Genomic DNA, 16,763 nt, shown 5'->3' on the forward strand with positions numbered 1-16,763 from the left:
ATGAACAGCAGCATAATATTCTGTGGTTCTCGCCGAAAGACAGGAGAATAGCGATGACAGGCGCACAATGGGTTGTTCAGGCGTTACGTGCACAGGGCATTAATACTGTGTTTGGCTATCCGGGTGGAGCGATCATGCCAGTTTACGATGCGCTCTATGATGGCGGCGTCGAACATCTATTGTGTCGCCATGAGCAGGGCGCAGCCATGGCCGCTATCGGCTATGCGCGTGCAACCGGCAAAACCGGTGTGTGTATCGCGACTTCAGGTCCGGGCGCGACCAACCTGATCACCGGCCTGGCGGATGCCATGATGGATTCCGTGCCGGTAGTGGCTATCACCGGTCAGGTATCATCAGCTTTTATCGGTACCGATGCCTTTCAGGAAATCGACGTGCTCGGCATGTCATTATCCTGCACCAAGCACAGTTTTTTGGTGGAATCGCTGGAAGCTCTGCCTTCAGTGCTGGCAGAAGCCTTTGCCATTGCGCAATCTGGTCGCCCTGGCCCGGTACTGGTCGATATCCCTAAAGATATTCAGCTGGCGAGCGGCGATCTGACGCCGCATCTGCTGCCGGTGGAAGAGGCGATCGCGCATCCTCATCAGCAGCTGGCGGAAGCCCGGACCTTACTGGCGCAAGCCAAAAAGCCAGTGCTGTACGTGGGTGGCGGTGTTGGTATGGCGCGTGCGGTGCCGGCACTGCGTGCCTTCGCGCAGGAAACCGGCATTCCAACCGTTGCCACGTTAAAAGGGCTGGGTGCCGCTGACGTTAAAGATGAATGTTATCTCGGCATGTTAGGTATGCATGGCACCAAAGCCGCTAACCTTGCCGTCCAGCAGTGCGACCTGTTGATTGCAGTTGGTGCGCGGTTTGACGATCGTGTTACCGGCAAGCTCGATACCTTCGCGCCGCACGCCAGCATCATTCATCTGGATATCGATCCAGCCGAGTTTCACAAGCTGCGCCGGGCACACGTGACCCTGCAGGGCGATTTCAATGCGCTGTTGCCCGCGCTCAGCCAGCCGATAGACGTTACTGAATGGCGTAACGACGTTATCGCGTTAAAAACCACACATGCATGGCGTTACGATCATCCTGGAGATGCCATTTTCGCGCCGTTGTTTTTGAAGCAGTTATCCGATCGCAAAGCGGCCAGCGCGGTGGTCACCACCGACGTTGGTCAGCATCAGATGTGGGCGGCTCAGCATATGAGCTACCACGAGCCGGAAAATTTCATCACCTCCAGCGGCCTGGGCACCATGGGTTTTGGTTTGCCCGCGGCGGTTGGCGCGCAGGTTGCCCGCCCTGATGATTGCGTTATCTGTATCTCCGGCGACGGCTCGTTCATGATGAATGTGCAGGAACTGGGCACCATCAAACGTAAGCAGTTACCAGTAAAAATTGTGCTGATGGACAACCAGCGTTTAGGCATGGTGCGTCAGTGGCAGCAGCTGTTCTTTGCCGAGCGCTACAGCGAAACCAACCTGTCTGATAATCCCGATTTCTTAATGCTGGCCGGCGCCTTCGGCATTCCTGGCCAGCGTATCACCCGTAAAGATCAGGTCGATGGCGCGTTAGATGCCCTGCTCAACAGCGAAGGGCCGTATCTGCTGCATGTCTCAATCGACGAATATGAAAATGTCTGGCCTCTGGTTCCACCAGGCGCCAGCAACGCGAATATGATGGAGAAAACGTCATGAATCAGCATCAACTGTCTATCGAAGCCCGTTTCCGACCTGAAATAGTCGAGCGCATTTTGCGCGTTGTTCGCCATCGCGGCTTTCAGCTTTGCGCGATGAACATGGCCTCCGGCATCAACGCAGAAAGCGTTAATATCGAAATGACCGTTGCCAGCCAGCGTTCAGTCGAATTATTGTCATCTCAGCTAAATAAATTAATGGATGTCGCGAGCGTCCAGATTCACCAACAAACAACACAACAGATCCGTGCATAGCCGCGAAAGGAATAAGAATATGAGCACCAAAAAAGCAGATTTCATTTGGTTTAACGGCGAGATGGTTAAGTGGGAAGAGGCAAAGGTCAGCGTGATGTCACACGCGCTGCATTACGGCACGTCGGTGTTTGAAGGCGTTCGCTGCTATGACTCTCACAAAGGCCCGGTGGTGTTTCGTCACCGCGAGCACATGCAGCGCCTGCATGACTCGGCCAAAATCTACCGTTTTCCAGTGAACTTCAGCGTAGATGAGCTGATGTCTGCTTGCCGTGACGTGCTGCGTAAAAACAACCTGAAAAGTGCCTACATCCGTCCGCTGGCTTTTGTGGGTGATGTGGGTCTGGGTGTAAATCCGCCAGATGGTTTTAGCACCGATGTGATCATCGCCGCGTTCCCTTGGGGTGCTTATCTGGGCGCCGAAGCGCTGGAGCAGGGGATCGACGCCATGGTTTCCTCCTGGAATCGCGTCGCACCAAACACCATTCCTACCGCAGCCAAAGCGGGCGGCAACTATCTCTCTTCCTTACTGGTAGGCAGCGAAGCGCGCCGCCATGGTTATCAGGAAGGCATCGCGCTGGACACCAACGGCTATATCTCTGAAGGCGCAGGCGAAAACCTGTTTGAAGTTAAAGACGGCATCCTGTTCACGCCGCCTTTCACCTCATCCGCGCTGCCGGGTATCACGCGTGATGCGATCATCAAGCTGGCAAAAGATATGGGCATCGAAGTACGTGAGCAGGTGCTGTCACGTGAGTCGCTCTATCTTGCCGATGAAGTCTTTATGTCCGGCACCGCCGCTGAAATCACGCCAGTCCGCAGCGTGGATGGCATCAAGGTTGGCGAAGGCAAGTGTGGCCCGGTAACCAAACGTATTCAGCAGGCGTTCTTCGGGCTGTTCACCGGCGAAACCGAAGATAAATGGGGTTGGTTGGATCAGGTTAACCCATAACAAGACTGTCTCCGCGGACGCAGTGGCGTTCGCGTTATTATCCAGACTGGAGTAAAGAGCATGCCTAAGTACCGTTCCGCGACAACCACCCACGGCCGTAATATGGCAGGTGCCCGAGCCTTATGGCGTGCCACCGGCATGACCGATGACGATTTCGGCAAGCCAATTATCGCCGTGGTCAACTCCTTCACACAGTTCGTGCCGGGCCACGTGCACCTGCGCGATCTTGGTAAACTGGTGGCAGAGCAGATCGAAGCCGCAGGCGGCGTCGCCAAAGAGTTCAACACCATTGCCGTTGATGATGGTATCGCGATGGGCCACGGCGGCATGCTCTATTCACTTCCCTCTCGCGAGCTGATCGCTGACTCAGTGGAATACATGGTCAACGCGCACTGCGCCGATGCCATGGTCTGCATCTCGAACTGCGATAAAATCACCCCTGGCATGCTGATGGCGTCATTGCGCCTCAACGTACCGGTGATCTTTGTTTCTGGCGGCCCGATGGAAGCCGGTAAAACCAAGCTCTCTGACAAAATCATCAAGCTCGATCTGGTCGATGCCATGATTCAGGGCGCCAACCCAAACGTCAGCGATGCCGACAGCGAGCAAATTGAACGCTCAGCTTGCCCAACCTGCGGCTCCTGTTCCGGTATGTTCACCGCCAACTCGATGAACTGCCTGACCGAAGCGCTGGGCCTGTCACAGCCGGGCAACGGCTCGCTGCTCGCTACCCACGCCGACCGCAAAGATCTGTTTATCAACGCGGGCAAGCGCATCGTCGGTCTGGCAAAACGTTATTACGAGCAGGATGATGAGAGCGTGCTGCCGCGCAACATCGCCAACAAAGCGGCTTTTGAAAACGCCATGACGCTGGATATCGCGATGGGCGGCTCAACCAATACCGTGCTGCATCTGTTAGCTGCCGCGCAGGAAGGCGAAATCGACTTCAATATTTCCGATATCGACCGTCTGTCGCGCCTGGTGCCTCACCTGTGTAAAGTTGCGCCAAGCACTCAGAAATACCATATGGAAGATGTGCATCGCGCTGGCGGCGTGGTCGGCATTCTTGGCGAGCTGGATCGTGCTGGCCTGCTGGATAACAGCGTGCGTAACGTGCTCGGTCTGAGCCTGAGCGAGACGCTGGAGCAATATGACATCACGCTGACAAAAGACGAGGCGGTGAAAACCATGTTCCGCGCCGGTCCTGCTGGCATTCGCACCACGCAGGCGTTCTCGCAGAACTGCCGCTGGGACACGCTGGATGACGATCGTCAGGAAGGCTGTATTCGTTCACGCGAATTTGCCTTTTCGCAGGATGGCGGCCTGGCCGTGCTGTATGGCAACCTGGCCACCGACGGCTGCATTGTCAAAACCGCGGGCGTGGATAACGACAACCTGACCTTCCGTGGTCCGGCCAAAGTTTATGAAAGCCAGGACGACGCAGTGTCGGCGATTCTCGGTGGAAAAGTGGTTGCGGGCGACGTCGTGGTCATTCGTTATGAAGGACCAAAAGGCGGACCGGGCATGCAGGAAATGCTCTATCCCACCACCTATCTGAAGTCGATGGGATTAGGCAAAAGCTGCGCGCTGATCACCGATGGCCGTTTCTCCGGCGGCACATCCGGCCTGTCCATTGGACACGCATCGCCGGAAGCCGCCAGCGGCGGTACTATTGCGCTGGTGAAAGATGGCGACATGATCGACATCGATATTCCTAACCGCGGCATTCAGCTTGACGTGCCCGACAACGAACTGCACGCCCGTCGCGAAGAGGAAGAGGCGCGCGGCGAAGCCGCCTGGACGCCACACGGCCGCGAGCGTCAGGTATCTTTTGCATTGCGTGCTTACGCGACACTGGCAACCAGTGCCGATAAAGGCGCGGTGCGTGACAAGAGCAAGCTGGGAGGCTAACCATGGCCGAGTCTCAACCGCTATCGGCTCAACCCTGCGGCGCGGAATATCTGCGCGCCATATTGCGTGCGCCCGTGTATGAAGTGGCACAGGTCACGCCGCTGCAAAAAATGGAAAAAATCTCCTCGCGCCTCAACAACACCATTCTGGTGAAGCGCGAAGATCGTCAGCCGGTGCACAGCTTTAAGGTGCGCGGCGCCTACGCCATGATTGCCGGGCTGAATGATGAGCAGAAAGCGCGCGGCGTGGTAACGGCATCGGCGGGTAACCATGCTCAGGGTGTAGCGCTGTCGGCGACCAAACTGGGCATCACCTCGCTGATCGTGATGCCGGTATCCACGGCGGATATCAAAGTCGATGCGGTGCGCGCTTTTGGCGGTGAGGCTTACCTGTTTGGCGCCAATTTCGATGAGGCGAAAGCCAAAGCGATCGAGCTGGCTGCCGAGCACGGTTATACCTTCGTGCCGCCGTTCGACCACCCGGCAGTGATTGCCGGTCAGGGCACGCTGGCGATGGAGCTGCTGCAACAGGATGCACATCTCGATCGCATCTTTGTGCCGGTGGGTGGCGGCGGGCTGGCGGCGGGCGTGGCGGTATTAATCAAGCAGCTGATGCCGCAGATCAAAGTGATTGCCGTTGAAGCGGAAGATTCTGCCTGTCTGAAAGCGGCGCTGGAGGCGGGCGAGCCGGTAGATTTACCGCGCGTCGGGCTGTTTGCCGAAGGCGTTGCGGTCAAGCGTATCGGCAGCGAAACCTTCCGACTCTGTCAGCAATATATTGATGACATCATCACCGTCGACAGCGATGCCATCTGCGCAGCCATGAAAGATCTGTTTGAGGATGTGCGCGCGGTAGCGGAGCCGTCGGGTGCGCTGGCGCTGGCGGGCATGAAAAAGTATATCCAGCAGCATCATATTCAGGGTGAGCGGCTGGCGCATGTTCTGTCCGGTGCCAACGTCAATTTCCACGGCCTGCGCTACGTTTCTGAACGCTGCGAGTTGGGCGAACAGCGCGAGGCACTGCTGGCGGTCACCATTCCCGAGCAGCAGGGTAGCTTCCTGAAGTTCTGCCAGGTGTTGGGCGGACGTGCGGTTACCGAGTTTAACTACCGTTATGCCGATGCCGCTAACGCCTGCATTTTTGTCGGCGTACGGCTGACGCGTGGTCTGGAAGAGCGTAAAGAGATCATCAGCCAGCTGGGAGCCGAAGGTTATCACGTTGTCGATCTCTCGGACGATGAGATGGCCAAGCTGCACGTGCGCTATATGGTAGGCGGTCGGCCGTCAAAACCGCTGCGTGAACGGCTGTTCAGCTTTGAGTTTCCCGAAGCGCCTGGTGCCCTACTGAAGTTTCTGCAAACGCTGGGCACGCATTCGAACATTTCGCTGTTCCACTATCGCAGTCATGGCACCGACTATGGCCGTGTACTGGCGGCATTTGAACTTGGCGATGACGAGCCTGGCTTTGGCGAACGGCTGGCCGATCTCGGCTACGATTTTCACGACGAAGCCAATAACCCGGCGTTCAAGTTTTTCCTCGCCGGGCAGTAATCTGTGCCGCTGCGGCGAAAAGCCCGGCGGCATGATCTATAGCTGTTGCCAGAACGCACTGATAAGCGGCTCATCGAGCCGCGTTTTTTTGTACGCAGACGCCGAGTTCAAACGGCTCCACCGATTCAACATTTTCCAGCACCAGAACGCGATTGCGCACCGGTTCCGGGCTGTTCTCCAGCACCACTGCGGGTAGCAGCGCAATGCCGCAGCCCAGCGCCACCATTGAAACAATCGCTTCATGGCCGGAAACCGTGGCGTAAATGAGCGGGGCGGTAATACGATGGCGACGAAACCAGAGATCGATACGCCGCCGCGCCGGGCCCTGTTCCGGCAAAATAAACGGGATTTCCGTCCACGGCGGATGCTCCTGCGTCGCCTGGGTTCTGACCGGGCACGGCAGCGCTGGGGCAATCAGCACCAGCGGGATCAGGCCAATCTGCGTAAAATCGATGCTGGCGGGCAGCGACTCCGGCCGCCCGGCAATCGCCACGTCTGCCTCATTCGACTGCACTTTTTCCATGGCATCGGCGGCATCGCCGGTGGTTAGCTTGATCTCCACCATGGGATGCTCGGCACGAAACCGATCGAGAATCGGCGGCAAATGGCTGTAAGCCGCGGTGACCGAGCAGAACATGCGCAGCTCGCCGCTGAGCGAAGGGCCGTTATGACCAATCGCATGGCGCAGCTGCTGATATTGCAGTAGCGTATGCTGGGCAAACTGGCGTGCCCGTTCTCCGGCGTCGGTCAGTGTCACCGTGCGGTTATCGCGCAGAAACAGCGTCTGGCCGATATCCTCTTCCAGCCGTTGAATCTGTCGGGAAAGCGTCGACGGGCTGACGTGCATTGCCCGCGCAGTACGGCCAAAATGGCGGCTGTCCGCCAGATGCAGAAACAGTTTTAAATCGCGCAGATCCATACGGGCGTCACCTCAGCGTCACGTTGCATTTATTGCAATGTCATATTGTTAATATATCAATTTCAGCAACGTATTTCCTGTCATATGATGGGGTCATTCTTAGCGGCTACACTGCTACCTTACAAAGCAAAAAAATAACCTCATAACGGAGTATCCCATGGCTAATTATTTCAACACGTTGAACCTGCGCAATCAGTTAGCGCAATTAGGTAAATGTCGTTTCATGTCACGCGACGAATTCGCAGATGAAGCCAGCTACCTGAAAGGCAAAAAAGTGGTCATCGTGGGCTGTGGTGCTCAGGGCCTGAACCAGGGTCTGAACATGCGTGACTCCGGTCTGGATATCGCCTATGCGCTGCGTGCTGAAGCGATCGCCGAAAAGCGTGCTTCCTGGCGCAAGGCAACCGAAAACGGCTTTAAGGTTGGCACCTATGAAGAACTGATCCCGGGTGCCGATCTGGTGGTTAACCTGACGCCGGACAAGCAGCACTCTGCTGTGGTTCAGGCGGTACAGCCACTGATGAAAGAGGGCGCCGCGCTGGGCTACTCGCACGGTTTTAACATTGTTGAAGTGGGTGAAACCATCCGCAAAGATATCACCGTGGTGATGGTAGCGCCGAAATGCCCGGGCACCGAAGTGCGTGAAGAGTACAAGCGCGGTTTCGGCGTGCCTACGCTGATCGCGGTTCACCCGGAAAACGATCCGAAAGGCGAAGGCATGGCGATTGCTAAAGCCTGGGCAGCAGCGACCGGCGGCCACCGTGCAGGCGTGCTGGAATCCTCTTTCGTGGCAGAAGTGAAATCGGATCTGATGGGCGAGCAAACCATTCTCTGCGGCATGCTGCAGGCGGGTTCACTGCTGTGCTTCGATAAGCTGGTGGCCGATGGCACCGAACCGGCTTACGCAGAAAAACTGATTCAGTTCGGCTGGGAAACCATCACCGAAGCGCTGAAGCAGGGCGGCATCACGCTGATGATGGATCGCCTGTCTAACCCGGCAAAAGTACGTGCCTGGGCGCTGTCTGAGCAGCTGAAAACCATCATGGCACCGCTGTTCCAGAAGCATATGGATGACATCATCTCCGGCGAATTCTCCTCCGGCATGATGGCTGACTGGGCGAATGACGACAAAAATCTGCTGACCTGGCGTGAAGAGACCGGCAAAACAGCGTTTGAAACTGCGCCGCAGTTTGAAGGCAAAATCAGCGAGCAGGAGTATTTCGATCAGGGTGTACTGATGATCGCTATGGTGAAAGCGGGCGTTGAGCTGGCGTTTGAAACCATGGTTGCCGCAGGCATCATCGAAGAGTCAGCCTATTATGAATCGCTGCATGAACTGCCGCTGATCGCTAACACTATTGCCCGTAAGCGTCTGTATGAGATGAACGTGGTGATCTCCGATACCGCAGAATATGGCAACTACCTGTTCTCGTACGCGGCGGTACCGCTGCTGAAAGAGTTCATGACGACGCTGCAGGCGGGCGATCTCGGTAAGCCCGCGGCGGGTGGTCAGGTGGATAACGCGCAGCTGCGTGATATCAACGAAGCGATTCGTGGCCATGAAATCGAAGCGATTGGCCGTAAGCTGCGTGGCTATATGACCGATATGAAGCGCATCGCCGTCGCGGGCTAATCCCCTCAGCGTTAACCTCTACTTATTAGCCCCGGCTCGCCGGGGCTTTTTCATGCCTGCGATTGCGCGACTGCCAACAGCGTCGCCAGACAACTGACCATAAAAAACCCGGCACGCTGGCCGGGTTGATATCAGTGATAGTGGATTTAACCTTCGTAAAGCGTCTGGTGCCGCGTCTCTTTACAGGCGATCAGCGCAATCAGCGTCAGCACCGCCATCGAGGCCAGATAGTAACCGACCGCATAGAGACCGTAATGCGCGGTCAGCCACGACGCAATGTAAGGCGCCACCGACGCGCCGAGAATCGACGAGAGGTTATAAGAGAAAGAGGCGCCGGTATAACGTACTTCCGTTGGGAACAGCTCTGGCAGCAGCGCGCCCATCGGGCCGAACGTCAGGCCCATAATGCTCAGGCCGAGCAGCAGGAACGCCATCACCAGCGGCTGACTGCCGGAGCCAAGCATTGACGGGAACAGCAGCGAGAAACCGATAATCATCAGCGTAATCACAATCATGGTTTTACGGCGACCAAAGCGGTCAGCCAGCAGGCCCGCTATCGGTACCATCACGCCGAAACCGATCACCGCCACCATCAGCATCCACAGGAAGCTGTTACGCGAGAAGCCAAGACCCACCGGTGCAGGCGCCGTGCCATAACTCATTGAGTAAACGGTCATGATGTAGAACAGCGTATAGGTCGCCAGCATGATAAAGGTGCCAAGCACCGTGGCCATCAAATGCTTGCTGAGCAGCGTGCCCATCGGCATGCGCACCTGTTTCTTATCCTTCTGCACCTTCGCGAATACCGGGCTTTCATGCAGCGAAACGCGCACATAAAGCCCGACAATTACCAGCACCGCGGAGAGGATAAACGGTACGCGCCAGCCCCACTGCATAAACTGATCGTCAGTCAGTAACCAGGAGAGCAGAAGAAAGGTGCCGTTGGCGAAGAAGAAGCCAATCGGTGCGCCAAGCTGTGGAAACGAACCGTAGAGCGCGCGTTTCTTCGCAGGCGCATTCTCCGTCGCCAGCAGCGCTGCGCCGCCCCATTCACCGCCCAGGCCCAGGCCCTGACCAAAACGCGCCAGCGCCAGCAGCAGCGGCGCAAATACGCCAATGGTGTCGTAGCCCGGCAGCAGGCCGATAACCACGGTCGAGACACCCATGGTCAGCAACGAGGCAACCAGCGTCGCCTTACGGCCAACGCGATCGCCAAAGTGGCCAAACACCGCGGAGCCGATCGGACGCGCGATAAAAGCGATGGCGAAGGTGGCCAGCGACTGTAGCGTGGCAACGGTTGCGTCGCCCTGCGGAAAAAAGATATGCGGAAAGACGATAACCGCTGCAGTGGCATAGATATAAAAATCGAAGAACTCAATGGCGGTTCCGACCAGCGAAGCGATAACCACTTTGCTGCGGGAATTTACGGGCGCATTGGGATCGGTTTTGTCAGGTGATTCAGCGATGGAAGCGTGCATAAAGTTTTCTTATTTGTAAATTTAGATAAAGAATCTTACGCACAGCCCTGGCGGCATTCAATGCTGAAAACCCGCCACAAATGGCGCCATTTCGCCGAAAAAGAGGATAATGTCTGACATCTTGTCGTCAGTGGCGGATGGCAGGGCGAAAGCGGAGTTTTCTGGCGTGATTCACTGAAAAAAGGGTAAAGAAAAGTGAGGAGTTAGCGGTTAATGCTGGCTTTTGTATGATTAGTAGTCGAAGCGTGGCATTTTACGCTGGCATTAGAAAAACAGGCCGACGGGCGTCGGCCTGAGGAATGTTACATTTTTTGGCGCGTTACCGTCGGCGTACCGGCGCCCACTTCTTTGTCATCGCGGTATTTCGCGGTGGCAATCCAGGCGGCGCAAAACAGCGTCAGGCGGGCAAAGAAATAGAAGAAGGCCATCAGGCCGAGCACCGAGCCAAAGGCGGCGCCCGAGGGTGAAGAGGCCAGCTTCGGCAGCGTCAGCGTCATGATGAATTTAATCACTTCAAAGCCGATGGCCGCCAGCAAGGTGCCGCGCAGCAATGCCCGGCGGCGGGTTTTATGGCGCGGCAGGATCCAGAAAATCCACAGGAACAACAAATAGTTGGCACACACTGAAATGGTCAGTGCGATGGCGGTTAACACCGGACGCAGCCATTCAATGCCATCCAGTCCCAGCGCGGTAACGATCGACGCCTGCGCCGAACCGGCCACCGACGTCAGCGACAGCGTAATCACCAGCGCCAGCACCAGGCCAATCAGCGAGATAAAATCGCGGGTGTATTTGAAATAGACCTTCTCTTTCTCATCCGCTTTGCGTTCCCAGACGTCGCGATACTGCGCGCGAATCGCCTCGCGCAGGTTGCCCATCCAGCTGATGCCGGAATAAAGCGCCACCGCCAGACCGGTCAAACCCACGGTGGTACGCTGCTGCACCGCGGTATTCACCGTGTTCTTCAGCGTGGTCGCCAGCACCGGATCGCTGATGTTATCGACCATCCGGTTGATAATTTCGGTGAGCAGATCGGGATGGGACGCCAGCATAAAACCCACGGCGGCAAACGACACCATCAGAATAGGGATCAGCGACAGAAACGAAAAGTAGGTGATTGCCGCGCCAAACTGGCTGCCCAGACGATCGTTAAAGCGTTCCGCCGCACGAATGAAGTGTGCCACGCTGTGATTGGCTTTAATGCGGTTAACCATTTTGTTGAAGCGCGTAACCTGCGTATCCACCGTGTTATTACCGGTTTTGATCGGGATTAGCGCGTCATCCTTCGCCTGGTTTTCTTTTTCGGCCGCAGCCCTGAGGTGCTCGTCAGTCTGTACCGGCGCTATCGGCTTGCTCGGCAGGGTATCGAGATGTTTATCGTGTTGTTCTTTGTCCGTCATGAAACCGGGCATCCTGTTTATTTACCTGAAAAAAAGAGTATAGACCGGCCAGCCGCAAGGTCATCGGGATGCGTCCCGAATTGCTGCGCCGCCTGCGCATTCAGCTGGCGTACGCTTTTACTACCTGGCCGAGCCACTCCATGAAAACGTGTACGCGGCGCGCCAGATTGCGCCGATGCGGATAAATCAACGAAACCGGCATCGGCTGTGCGGTAAAGCCGGGCAGCACCTCCACCAGCGTTTTCGCCTGCAACAGGCTGACCACACCGACTTTCGGCACCTGAATAATGCCCAATCCGGCAATGCACGCAGCGCGATAGGTTTCCGTGCTGTTCACCGTCATCACGCCACCGGTCTGAATCGTACGGCTCTGTTTGCCATCGTAAAACTCAAAGCCCGACGGCAGGCTGCCCAGCTGCTGGCTGTAATGAATCATCGCGTGCTGCGCCAGATCCTCCGGCGTCTGCGGCGTACCGAACCGTTTAAGATAGTCGGCGCTGGCACAGTTGACCATTCTGAGTTGCCCCAGCGTGCGGGCGATCAGGCCGGAATCGTGCAATGTGCCGACGCGCACCACGCAATCAAAGCCTTCGCGCACCACGTCAACCTGCCGATCGCTGCTGCTCAGCTCCAGCTCGATGCCGGGATATTGCTGCATAAAGGTCGCCAGCTGTGGAATTACCGCCAGCGTGGCCATCGCCACCGGCATATCCACGCGCAGTTTTCCGCTCAGCGTGGCCGGATCGCCCTGAAACAGCGCGTCGGTATCATCCAGCAGGCTCAATATTTCACGGCAGCGATCGTAATAGACCTGGCCATCCTGCGTCAGTTGCACCCGACGTGTGGTGCGATGCAGCATCCGCGTACCGAGCTGGTTTTCCAGCGCCTGCACCTGACGTGAGACGCTACCTTTAGGCAAGCCGAGGCTGGTCGCCGCGCGGGTAAAACTTTCCATTTCCGCCACGCGCACAAAAATCTGCATTGCCTGAATTTTATCCATTTGTGCACCGATTGTTGTTGAGAGTGAAACAGTGAAACGTATTTCGCCAGCTTTATCGCCGTAGCCGTTAGGAATATCGTTAATTTCACAAGTTCACAACAACAGGAAACAGAAAATGAGCACAAAAATCGCATTGATCACCGGTGGCAGCCGCGGTTTAGGGCGAAATGCCGCCCTGAAGCTGGCTAAAAAGCACCATGATGTCATTTTGACCTGGCACAGCCAGCAGCAGGAAGCCGAAGCGGTGGTGGCGGAAATTGAGCAGCGTGGTGGCCGCGCAGCCGCGCTGCGTCTGGATGTCAGTGACAGTAACAGCTTCAACGCCTTCGCTGCTGAGGTGAAAAATCTGCTCAATGAAAAATGGCAGCGTCAGCAGATTGATTATTTACTGAACAATGCTGGCGTCGGCATGCACAAGCCTTTTATCGACACTACCGCCGCGGATCTCGACAACCTGTATCAGGTGCATGTCAAAGGGCCGTTTTTGCTCACCCAGGCGCTATTGCCGCTGCTGGCCGACGGCGGTCATATTTTGAACGTCTCCAGCGGTTTGACGCGCATCATTCTGCCAGGTTGCAGTGCCTATGCGATGATGAAAAGTGCGATGGAAACCTTAACGCGTTATCAGGCGAAAGAGCTGGGCGCGCGGCGGATCCGCGTCAATATTCTCGCGCCGGGTGCCATTGAAACTGACTTCAACGGCGGTGGCGTGCGTGATAATCCCGAGATGAATCGTTGGGTCGCTTCGCAAACGGCGCTGGGCCGGGCGGGTCAGCCCGATGATATCGGTGACGCAATAGCCTTGTTGCTGAGCGATGAAGCGGGCTGGATCAATGCCCAACGCATTGAAGCGTCGGGCGGTCAGTCAATTTGAGCAGGGAATCAGAGCCGGATGGTGCCGTCGATCACCGTCACCGTCTGGCCGGCAATCCAGATCGTCTCGCCGTCGAAGCGCACCTGCAAGCGGCCACTGCGGCCCAGCCGCGTGCCCTGGCGCACCGCGTAATTCGTGGTATGGCCCTGCGAGGCGAGCCAGCGTGCCAGGCAGGCGTTGGCGCTGCCGGTGACTGGATCTTCCGTCAGTGAGCCGTTTTCCACCAGCAGACCGCGCACTTCAAACTGTTCTGCCGCATCGTGCAACGGGCCAAACGGCATCGCGCCGCTGACGCCCGCTTCCTGCAACAGCGCTGCCAGTTCGCTAACCTGCGGCTGCGCTGCCAGCACCGCCTCGGCCGATCGCATCGGAATCAGCAGCCAGCGAATGCCCATATCGACCACGCTCATGGCTAGCTGCTCATCGATATCCGCGCTGTTGAGCGCCGCACCAACCCGATCGCTGGCAAATGGCGTCATCACCGCGGCGGGCGCGGCAAAGGCCAGCGAACCGTCGGCCGCAATCGCCAGTTTCACCAGCCCAACGGCGCACTCCTGCACCAGTTCACCGGCGCGCTTTGGCTGCAAACCCGCCTCCAGCAGTGCATGTGCGGTGCCGAGCGTCGGATGTCCGGCAAACGGCAGTTCGCCATCGACGGTAAAAATACGCACGCGATAATCTGCCTGCGCATCTTCTGCGGGCAGCACAAAAGTGGTTTCTGAAAGGTTGGTCCAGCGGGCAATCTCCGCCATCTGCCGATCGGTTAACGACGCGGCATCCAGTATCACCGCCAGTGGGTTGCCATTGAAGGGCGCGGAAGTAAACACATCGACCTGCTTAAACGCGACACGCTGTGACATGGTTTTCTCGTATAGTGAAAGATGCACTATAACTACGTGGGCAGCGGGCCTGCGTCAATAAGCAGAAGGAAGGCTGACATGCTGAAAATTTTGGGCCGCGATTCATCAATCAACGTGCGCAAAGTACTGTGGCTGTGCGATGAGCTCTCCATTCCCTGGGAGCGCGAAGAGTGGGGCGATGGCTTCCGTTCCACGCGCGATCCGGCGTTTCTGGCGCTGAATCCCAACGCGCTGATTCCGGTGATCAAAGACCAGGATCTGGTGCTGTGGGAGTCCAACGCCATTTTGCGCTATCTGGCCAATGCCTGGCACGGCGAAGGGATTTACAGCCCGCAGCCACGCGAACGCGCGCCGATCGATCAGTGGATCGACTGGCAGGCCACCGAGCTGAATACCGCCTGGCGTTATGCTTTTATGTCGCTGGTGCGCCATTCGCCTGCCCATCAGGATCCACGGCTGCTGGCGGCAGCCTGTAAAGGCTGGACGCACAGCATGAGCATTCTTAATCAGCAGCTGGAAAAAACCGGACGTTACGTCGCGGGACGGCACTTCTCGCTGGCCGATATTCCCATTGGCCTGTCGGTAAACCGCTGGTATGAAACGCCGCTGGATCACGCAGATTTTCCGGCGGTGCGCACTTACTATGAGCGGCTGACCGAACGCAGCGGTTACGCCCGTTGGGGACGCAACGGCACGCCTTAGTTTTCTGGCGCGATGCCGCTCATTTCACAGGCGAGCGCGCCGGTACGGGCGATGGCATAACGGTAGCGTGCCTCAAACGGGTAGCAGCAGGAGAGGCGCAACGCATGGGCGCCACGATCGCTCAGCGTGTAGAGCGAGCCGGGCGTTACGCAAATCTTCTCCTGCAACAGCCGGTGAAACAGCGCGATGCTGTCGACATTGCCGGGCAGCTCCAGCCAGAAAACAAACCCACCCTGCGGCAGCGTCGCCCGCGTACCGGCAGGAAAATGGCGGGCGATCAGGCTGCGCGCTTCGTCGAGGTTGGCAGCGTAGCGGCGGCGCAGATGGCGCAGATGATGATCGTAACCGCCGCTGGCCAGAAATTCCGCCAGCGTTTCAGACAGCAGTGCCGATTCAGCCATCGACGACACCGCCTTCAGTCGCGCAATCTGCTCGCTGAAACGGCCCGCTGCCATCCAGCCAATGCGAAAGTCGGGCGCCACGGTTTTGGTATAGCTGGTGCAGTAAATCACCCAGCCCGCCTCATCAAAGGATTTCACCGTCGGCGACAGCGGCGCATGAAACTGCAGTTCGTCATACAAGCCATCTTCAATCAGCGGGATCTGCCAGGTATTCACCAGCTTCGCCAGCCGTTTTTTGCTCTCCAGCGGCATGCTGCAGCCCAGCGGATTTTGAATGCCCGGCATGGCGATCAGCGCGTTAATGCGTTTTTCGCGCAGCAGTAATTCCAGCGCATCCAGCGACAGCCCGTGCTGCGGATCGGTCGGAATCTCAATCGCTTTCAACCCCAGCGAATCGAGCAGGGTAAACAGAAAAAAGTAGGTAGGCGATTCCAGACCAACACAGTCGCCAGGTTTGGTCACCGTGCGCAACGCCAGTTGTAACGCTTCCATACAGCCATGAGTGACGGTGATCGCCTGTGGCGTCAGCGACATGCCAGCGTTAAGTGCGCGCCGGGCGATCTCCTCGCGCAGCCGTTCGCTGCCCGGCGGCAGCGCGTATTTGCCAATCATCAGCGGGTTACGGCGCAGCAGCGTGGTGGTAATGCGCGCCAGCCTGGCGGTGGGATAAAGCTCGCCATCCTGCGGGCAGGCCAGTGAAATATTGGTGTAATCAGGATGATTCTGCGCGGCGAATACCGCTTCAATCAGGTCGAGCTTGGCGCTGCTCACCGAGGCCACCTGCGCACGATGACGGCTTTTTTTCTCCACGCCGGGCAGTACCGCACGTACGTAGTAACCCGACTGCGGTCGCGCCTCAATCAAACCGCGATCCTCCAGCAGCTGCCAGGCGTTGATCACCGTATTGACGCTGACTGACTGCGTATCCGCCACGCGTCGAATCGCGGGCAGCCGTTTGCCAGGCTGTAAAGTGCCGCTGTGAATGGCGGCGGCGTAGTGATCGGCCAGCTGTTGATAGCGGGTGGATGGTTGCGGTTCGATAGCGGACACAGTTGCCTCCGGAAGCAATGGGTACAATTCATTTTTTACAAAATTGTACCCATTACAATAGCGGAATCGTGTGGCTGTTACC

13 protein-coding genes and 1 pseudogene are annotated in these 16,763 nt (G+C 57.3%); 8 read left to right on the forward strand and 6 right to left on the reverse strand.

The features are described from left to right. Positions 1-53 precede the first annotated feature (53 nt). From ilvG to ilvA, 5 genes are read left to right on the forward strand one after another with little or no spacing between them, the layout of a single operon-like run. Complete coding sequence (gene ilvG, locus EM595_RS00700) at positions 54-1,700, forward strand: acetolactate synthase 2 catalytic subunit (RefSeq protein WP_067426794.1); 1,647 nt, start codon at positions 54-56, stop codon at positions 1,698-1,700. Then, positions 1,697-1,954: an acetolactate synthase 2 small subunit gene (gene ilvM, locus EM595_RS00705; RefSeq protein ID WP_067426797.1), complete on the forward strand. Its 258-nt coding sequence runs from the start codon at positions 1,697-1,699 to the stop codon at positions 1,952-1,954. Before ilvG ends, ilvM begins: the two co-directional genes overlap by 4 nt. Before the next feature lie 19 nt (positions 1,955-1,973). Next, positions 1,974-2,903 (forward strand): branched-chain-amino-acid transaminase, encoded by a 930-nt coding sequence (gene ilvE / locus EM595_RS00710; RefSeq protein ID WP_067426799.1) that lies wholly within the window; start codon positions 1,974-1,976, stop codon positions 2,901-2,903. A gap of 60 nt (positions 2,904-2,963) precedes the next feature. After that, positions 2,964-4,814: a dihydroxy-acid dehydratase gene (gene ilvD, locus EM595_RS00715; RefSeq protein ID WP_067426801.1), complete on the forward strand. Its 1,851-nt coding sequence runs from the start codon at positions 2,964-2,966 to the stop codon at positions 4,812-4,814. A gap of 2 nt (positions 4,815-4,816) precedes the next feature. After that, on the forward strand, positions 4,817-6,364 hold the full coding sequence (ilvA, locus tag EM595_RS00720; protein ID WP_067426802.1) for a threonine ammonia-lyase, biosynthetic: 1,548 nt from the start codon (positions 4,817-4,819) through the stop codon (positions 6,362-6,364). A gap of 36 nt (positions 6,365-6,400) precedes the next feature. On the opposite strand, the pseudogene ilvY reads toward ilvA, so the two are convergent. Continuing rightward, a pseudogene (gene ilvY / locus EM595_RS00725) lies at positions 6,401-7,283 on the reverse strand (HTH-type transcriptional activator IlvY). A 157-nt stretch (positions 7,284-7,440) separates the two neighbouring features. Between ilvY and ilvC the strand changes: the two are divergent. Further along, a complete protein-coding gene (ilvC, locus tag EM595_RS00730) occupies positions 7,441-8,916 on the forward strand; it encodes a ketol-acid reductoisomerase (protein WP_067426804.1) in 1,476 nt (491 codons plus the stop codon). Positions 8,917-9,062: 146 nt separating this feature from the next. Here the strand turns inward: ilvC and EM595_RS00735 are convergent, their stop codons facing one another. The 3 genes from EM595_RS00735 to EM595_RS00745 all read right to left on the reverse strand — a co-directional run bounded on the left by EM595_RS00735 (position 9,063) and on the right by EM595_RS00745 (position 12,794). After that, the gene (locus tag EM595_RS00735) at positions 9,063-10,394 is read right to left on the reverse strand and encodes an MFS transporter (RefSeq protein WP_067426807.1); all 1,332 of its coding nucleotides are present in this window, start codon (positions 10,392-10,394) and stop codon (positions 9,063-9,065) included. 302 nt (positions 10,395-10,696) lie between these two features. Beyond that, positions 10,697-11,794, reverse strand: coding sequence for an inner membrane protein YhjD (gene yhjD / locus EM595_RS00740; RefSeq protein WP_082691632.1), 1,098 nt, complete (start codon positions 11,792-11,794; stop codon positions 10,697-10,699). Positions 11,795-11,894: 100 nt separating this feature from the next. After that, a complete protein-coding gene (locus EM595_RS00745; RefSeq protein ID WP_067426810.1) occupies positions 11,895-12,794 on the reverse strand; it encodes a LysR family transcriptional regulator in 900 nt (299 codons plus the stop codon). Between the two features lie 115 nt (positions 12,795-12,909). Between EM595_RS00745 and EM595_RS00750 the strand changes: the two genes are divergently transcribed. Next, a complete protein-coding gene (locus EM595_RS00750) occupies positions 12,910-13,668 on the forward strand; it encodes an SDR family NAD(P)-dependent oxidoreductase (RefSeq protein ID WP_067426813.1) in 759 nt (252 codons plus the stop codon). 8 nt (positions 13,669-13,676) lie between these two features. Here the strand turns inward: EM595_RS00750 and EM595_RS00755 are convergent, their stop codons facing one another. Next, positions 13,677-14,528: a PhzF family protein gene (locus EM595_RS00755; protein ID WP_067426816.1), complete on the reverse strand. Its 852-nt coding sequence runs from the start codon at positions 14,526-14,528 to the stop codon at positions 13,677-13,679. Positions 14,529-14,606: 78 nt separating this feature from the next. On the opposite strand from EM595_RS00755, the gene EM595_RS00760 reads away from it, so the two are divergent. Then, positions 14,607-15,230, forward strand: a complete 624-nt coding sequence (locus EM595_RS00760) for a glutathione S-transferase family protein (RefSeq protein ID WP_067426822.1) — start codon at positions 14,607-14,609, stop codon at positions 15,228-15,230. Here the strand turns inward: EM595_RS00760 and EM595_RS00765 are convergent. Then, complete coding sequence (locus EM595_RS00765) at positions 15,227-16,681, reverse strand: aminotransferase-like domain-containing protein (protein WP_067426825.1); 1,455 nt, start codon at positions 16,679-16,681, stop codon at positions 15,227-15,229. The genes EM595_RS00760 and EM595_RS00765 overlap by 4 nt on opposite strands. Positions 16,682-16,763 lie beyond the last annotated feature (82 nt).

This window comes from Duffyella gerundensis (genome assembly GCF_001517405.1).
Taxonomy (GTDB): domain Bacteria; phylum Pseudomonadota; class Gammaproteobacteria; order Enterobacterales; family Enterobacteriaceae; genus Duffyella; species Duffyella gerundensis.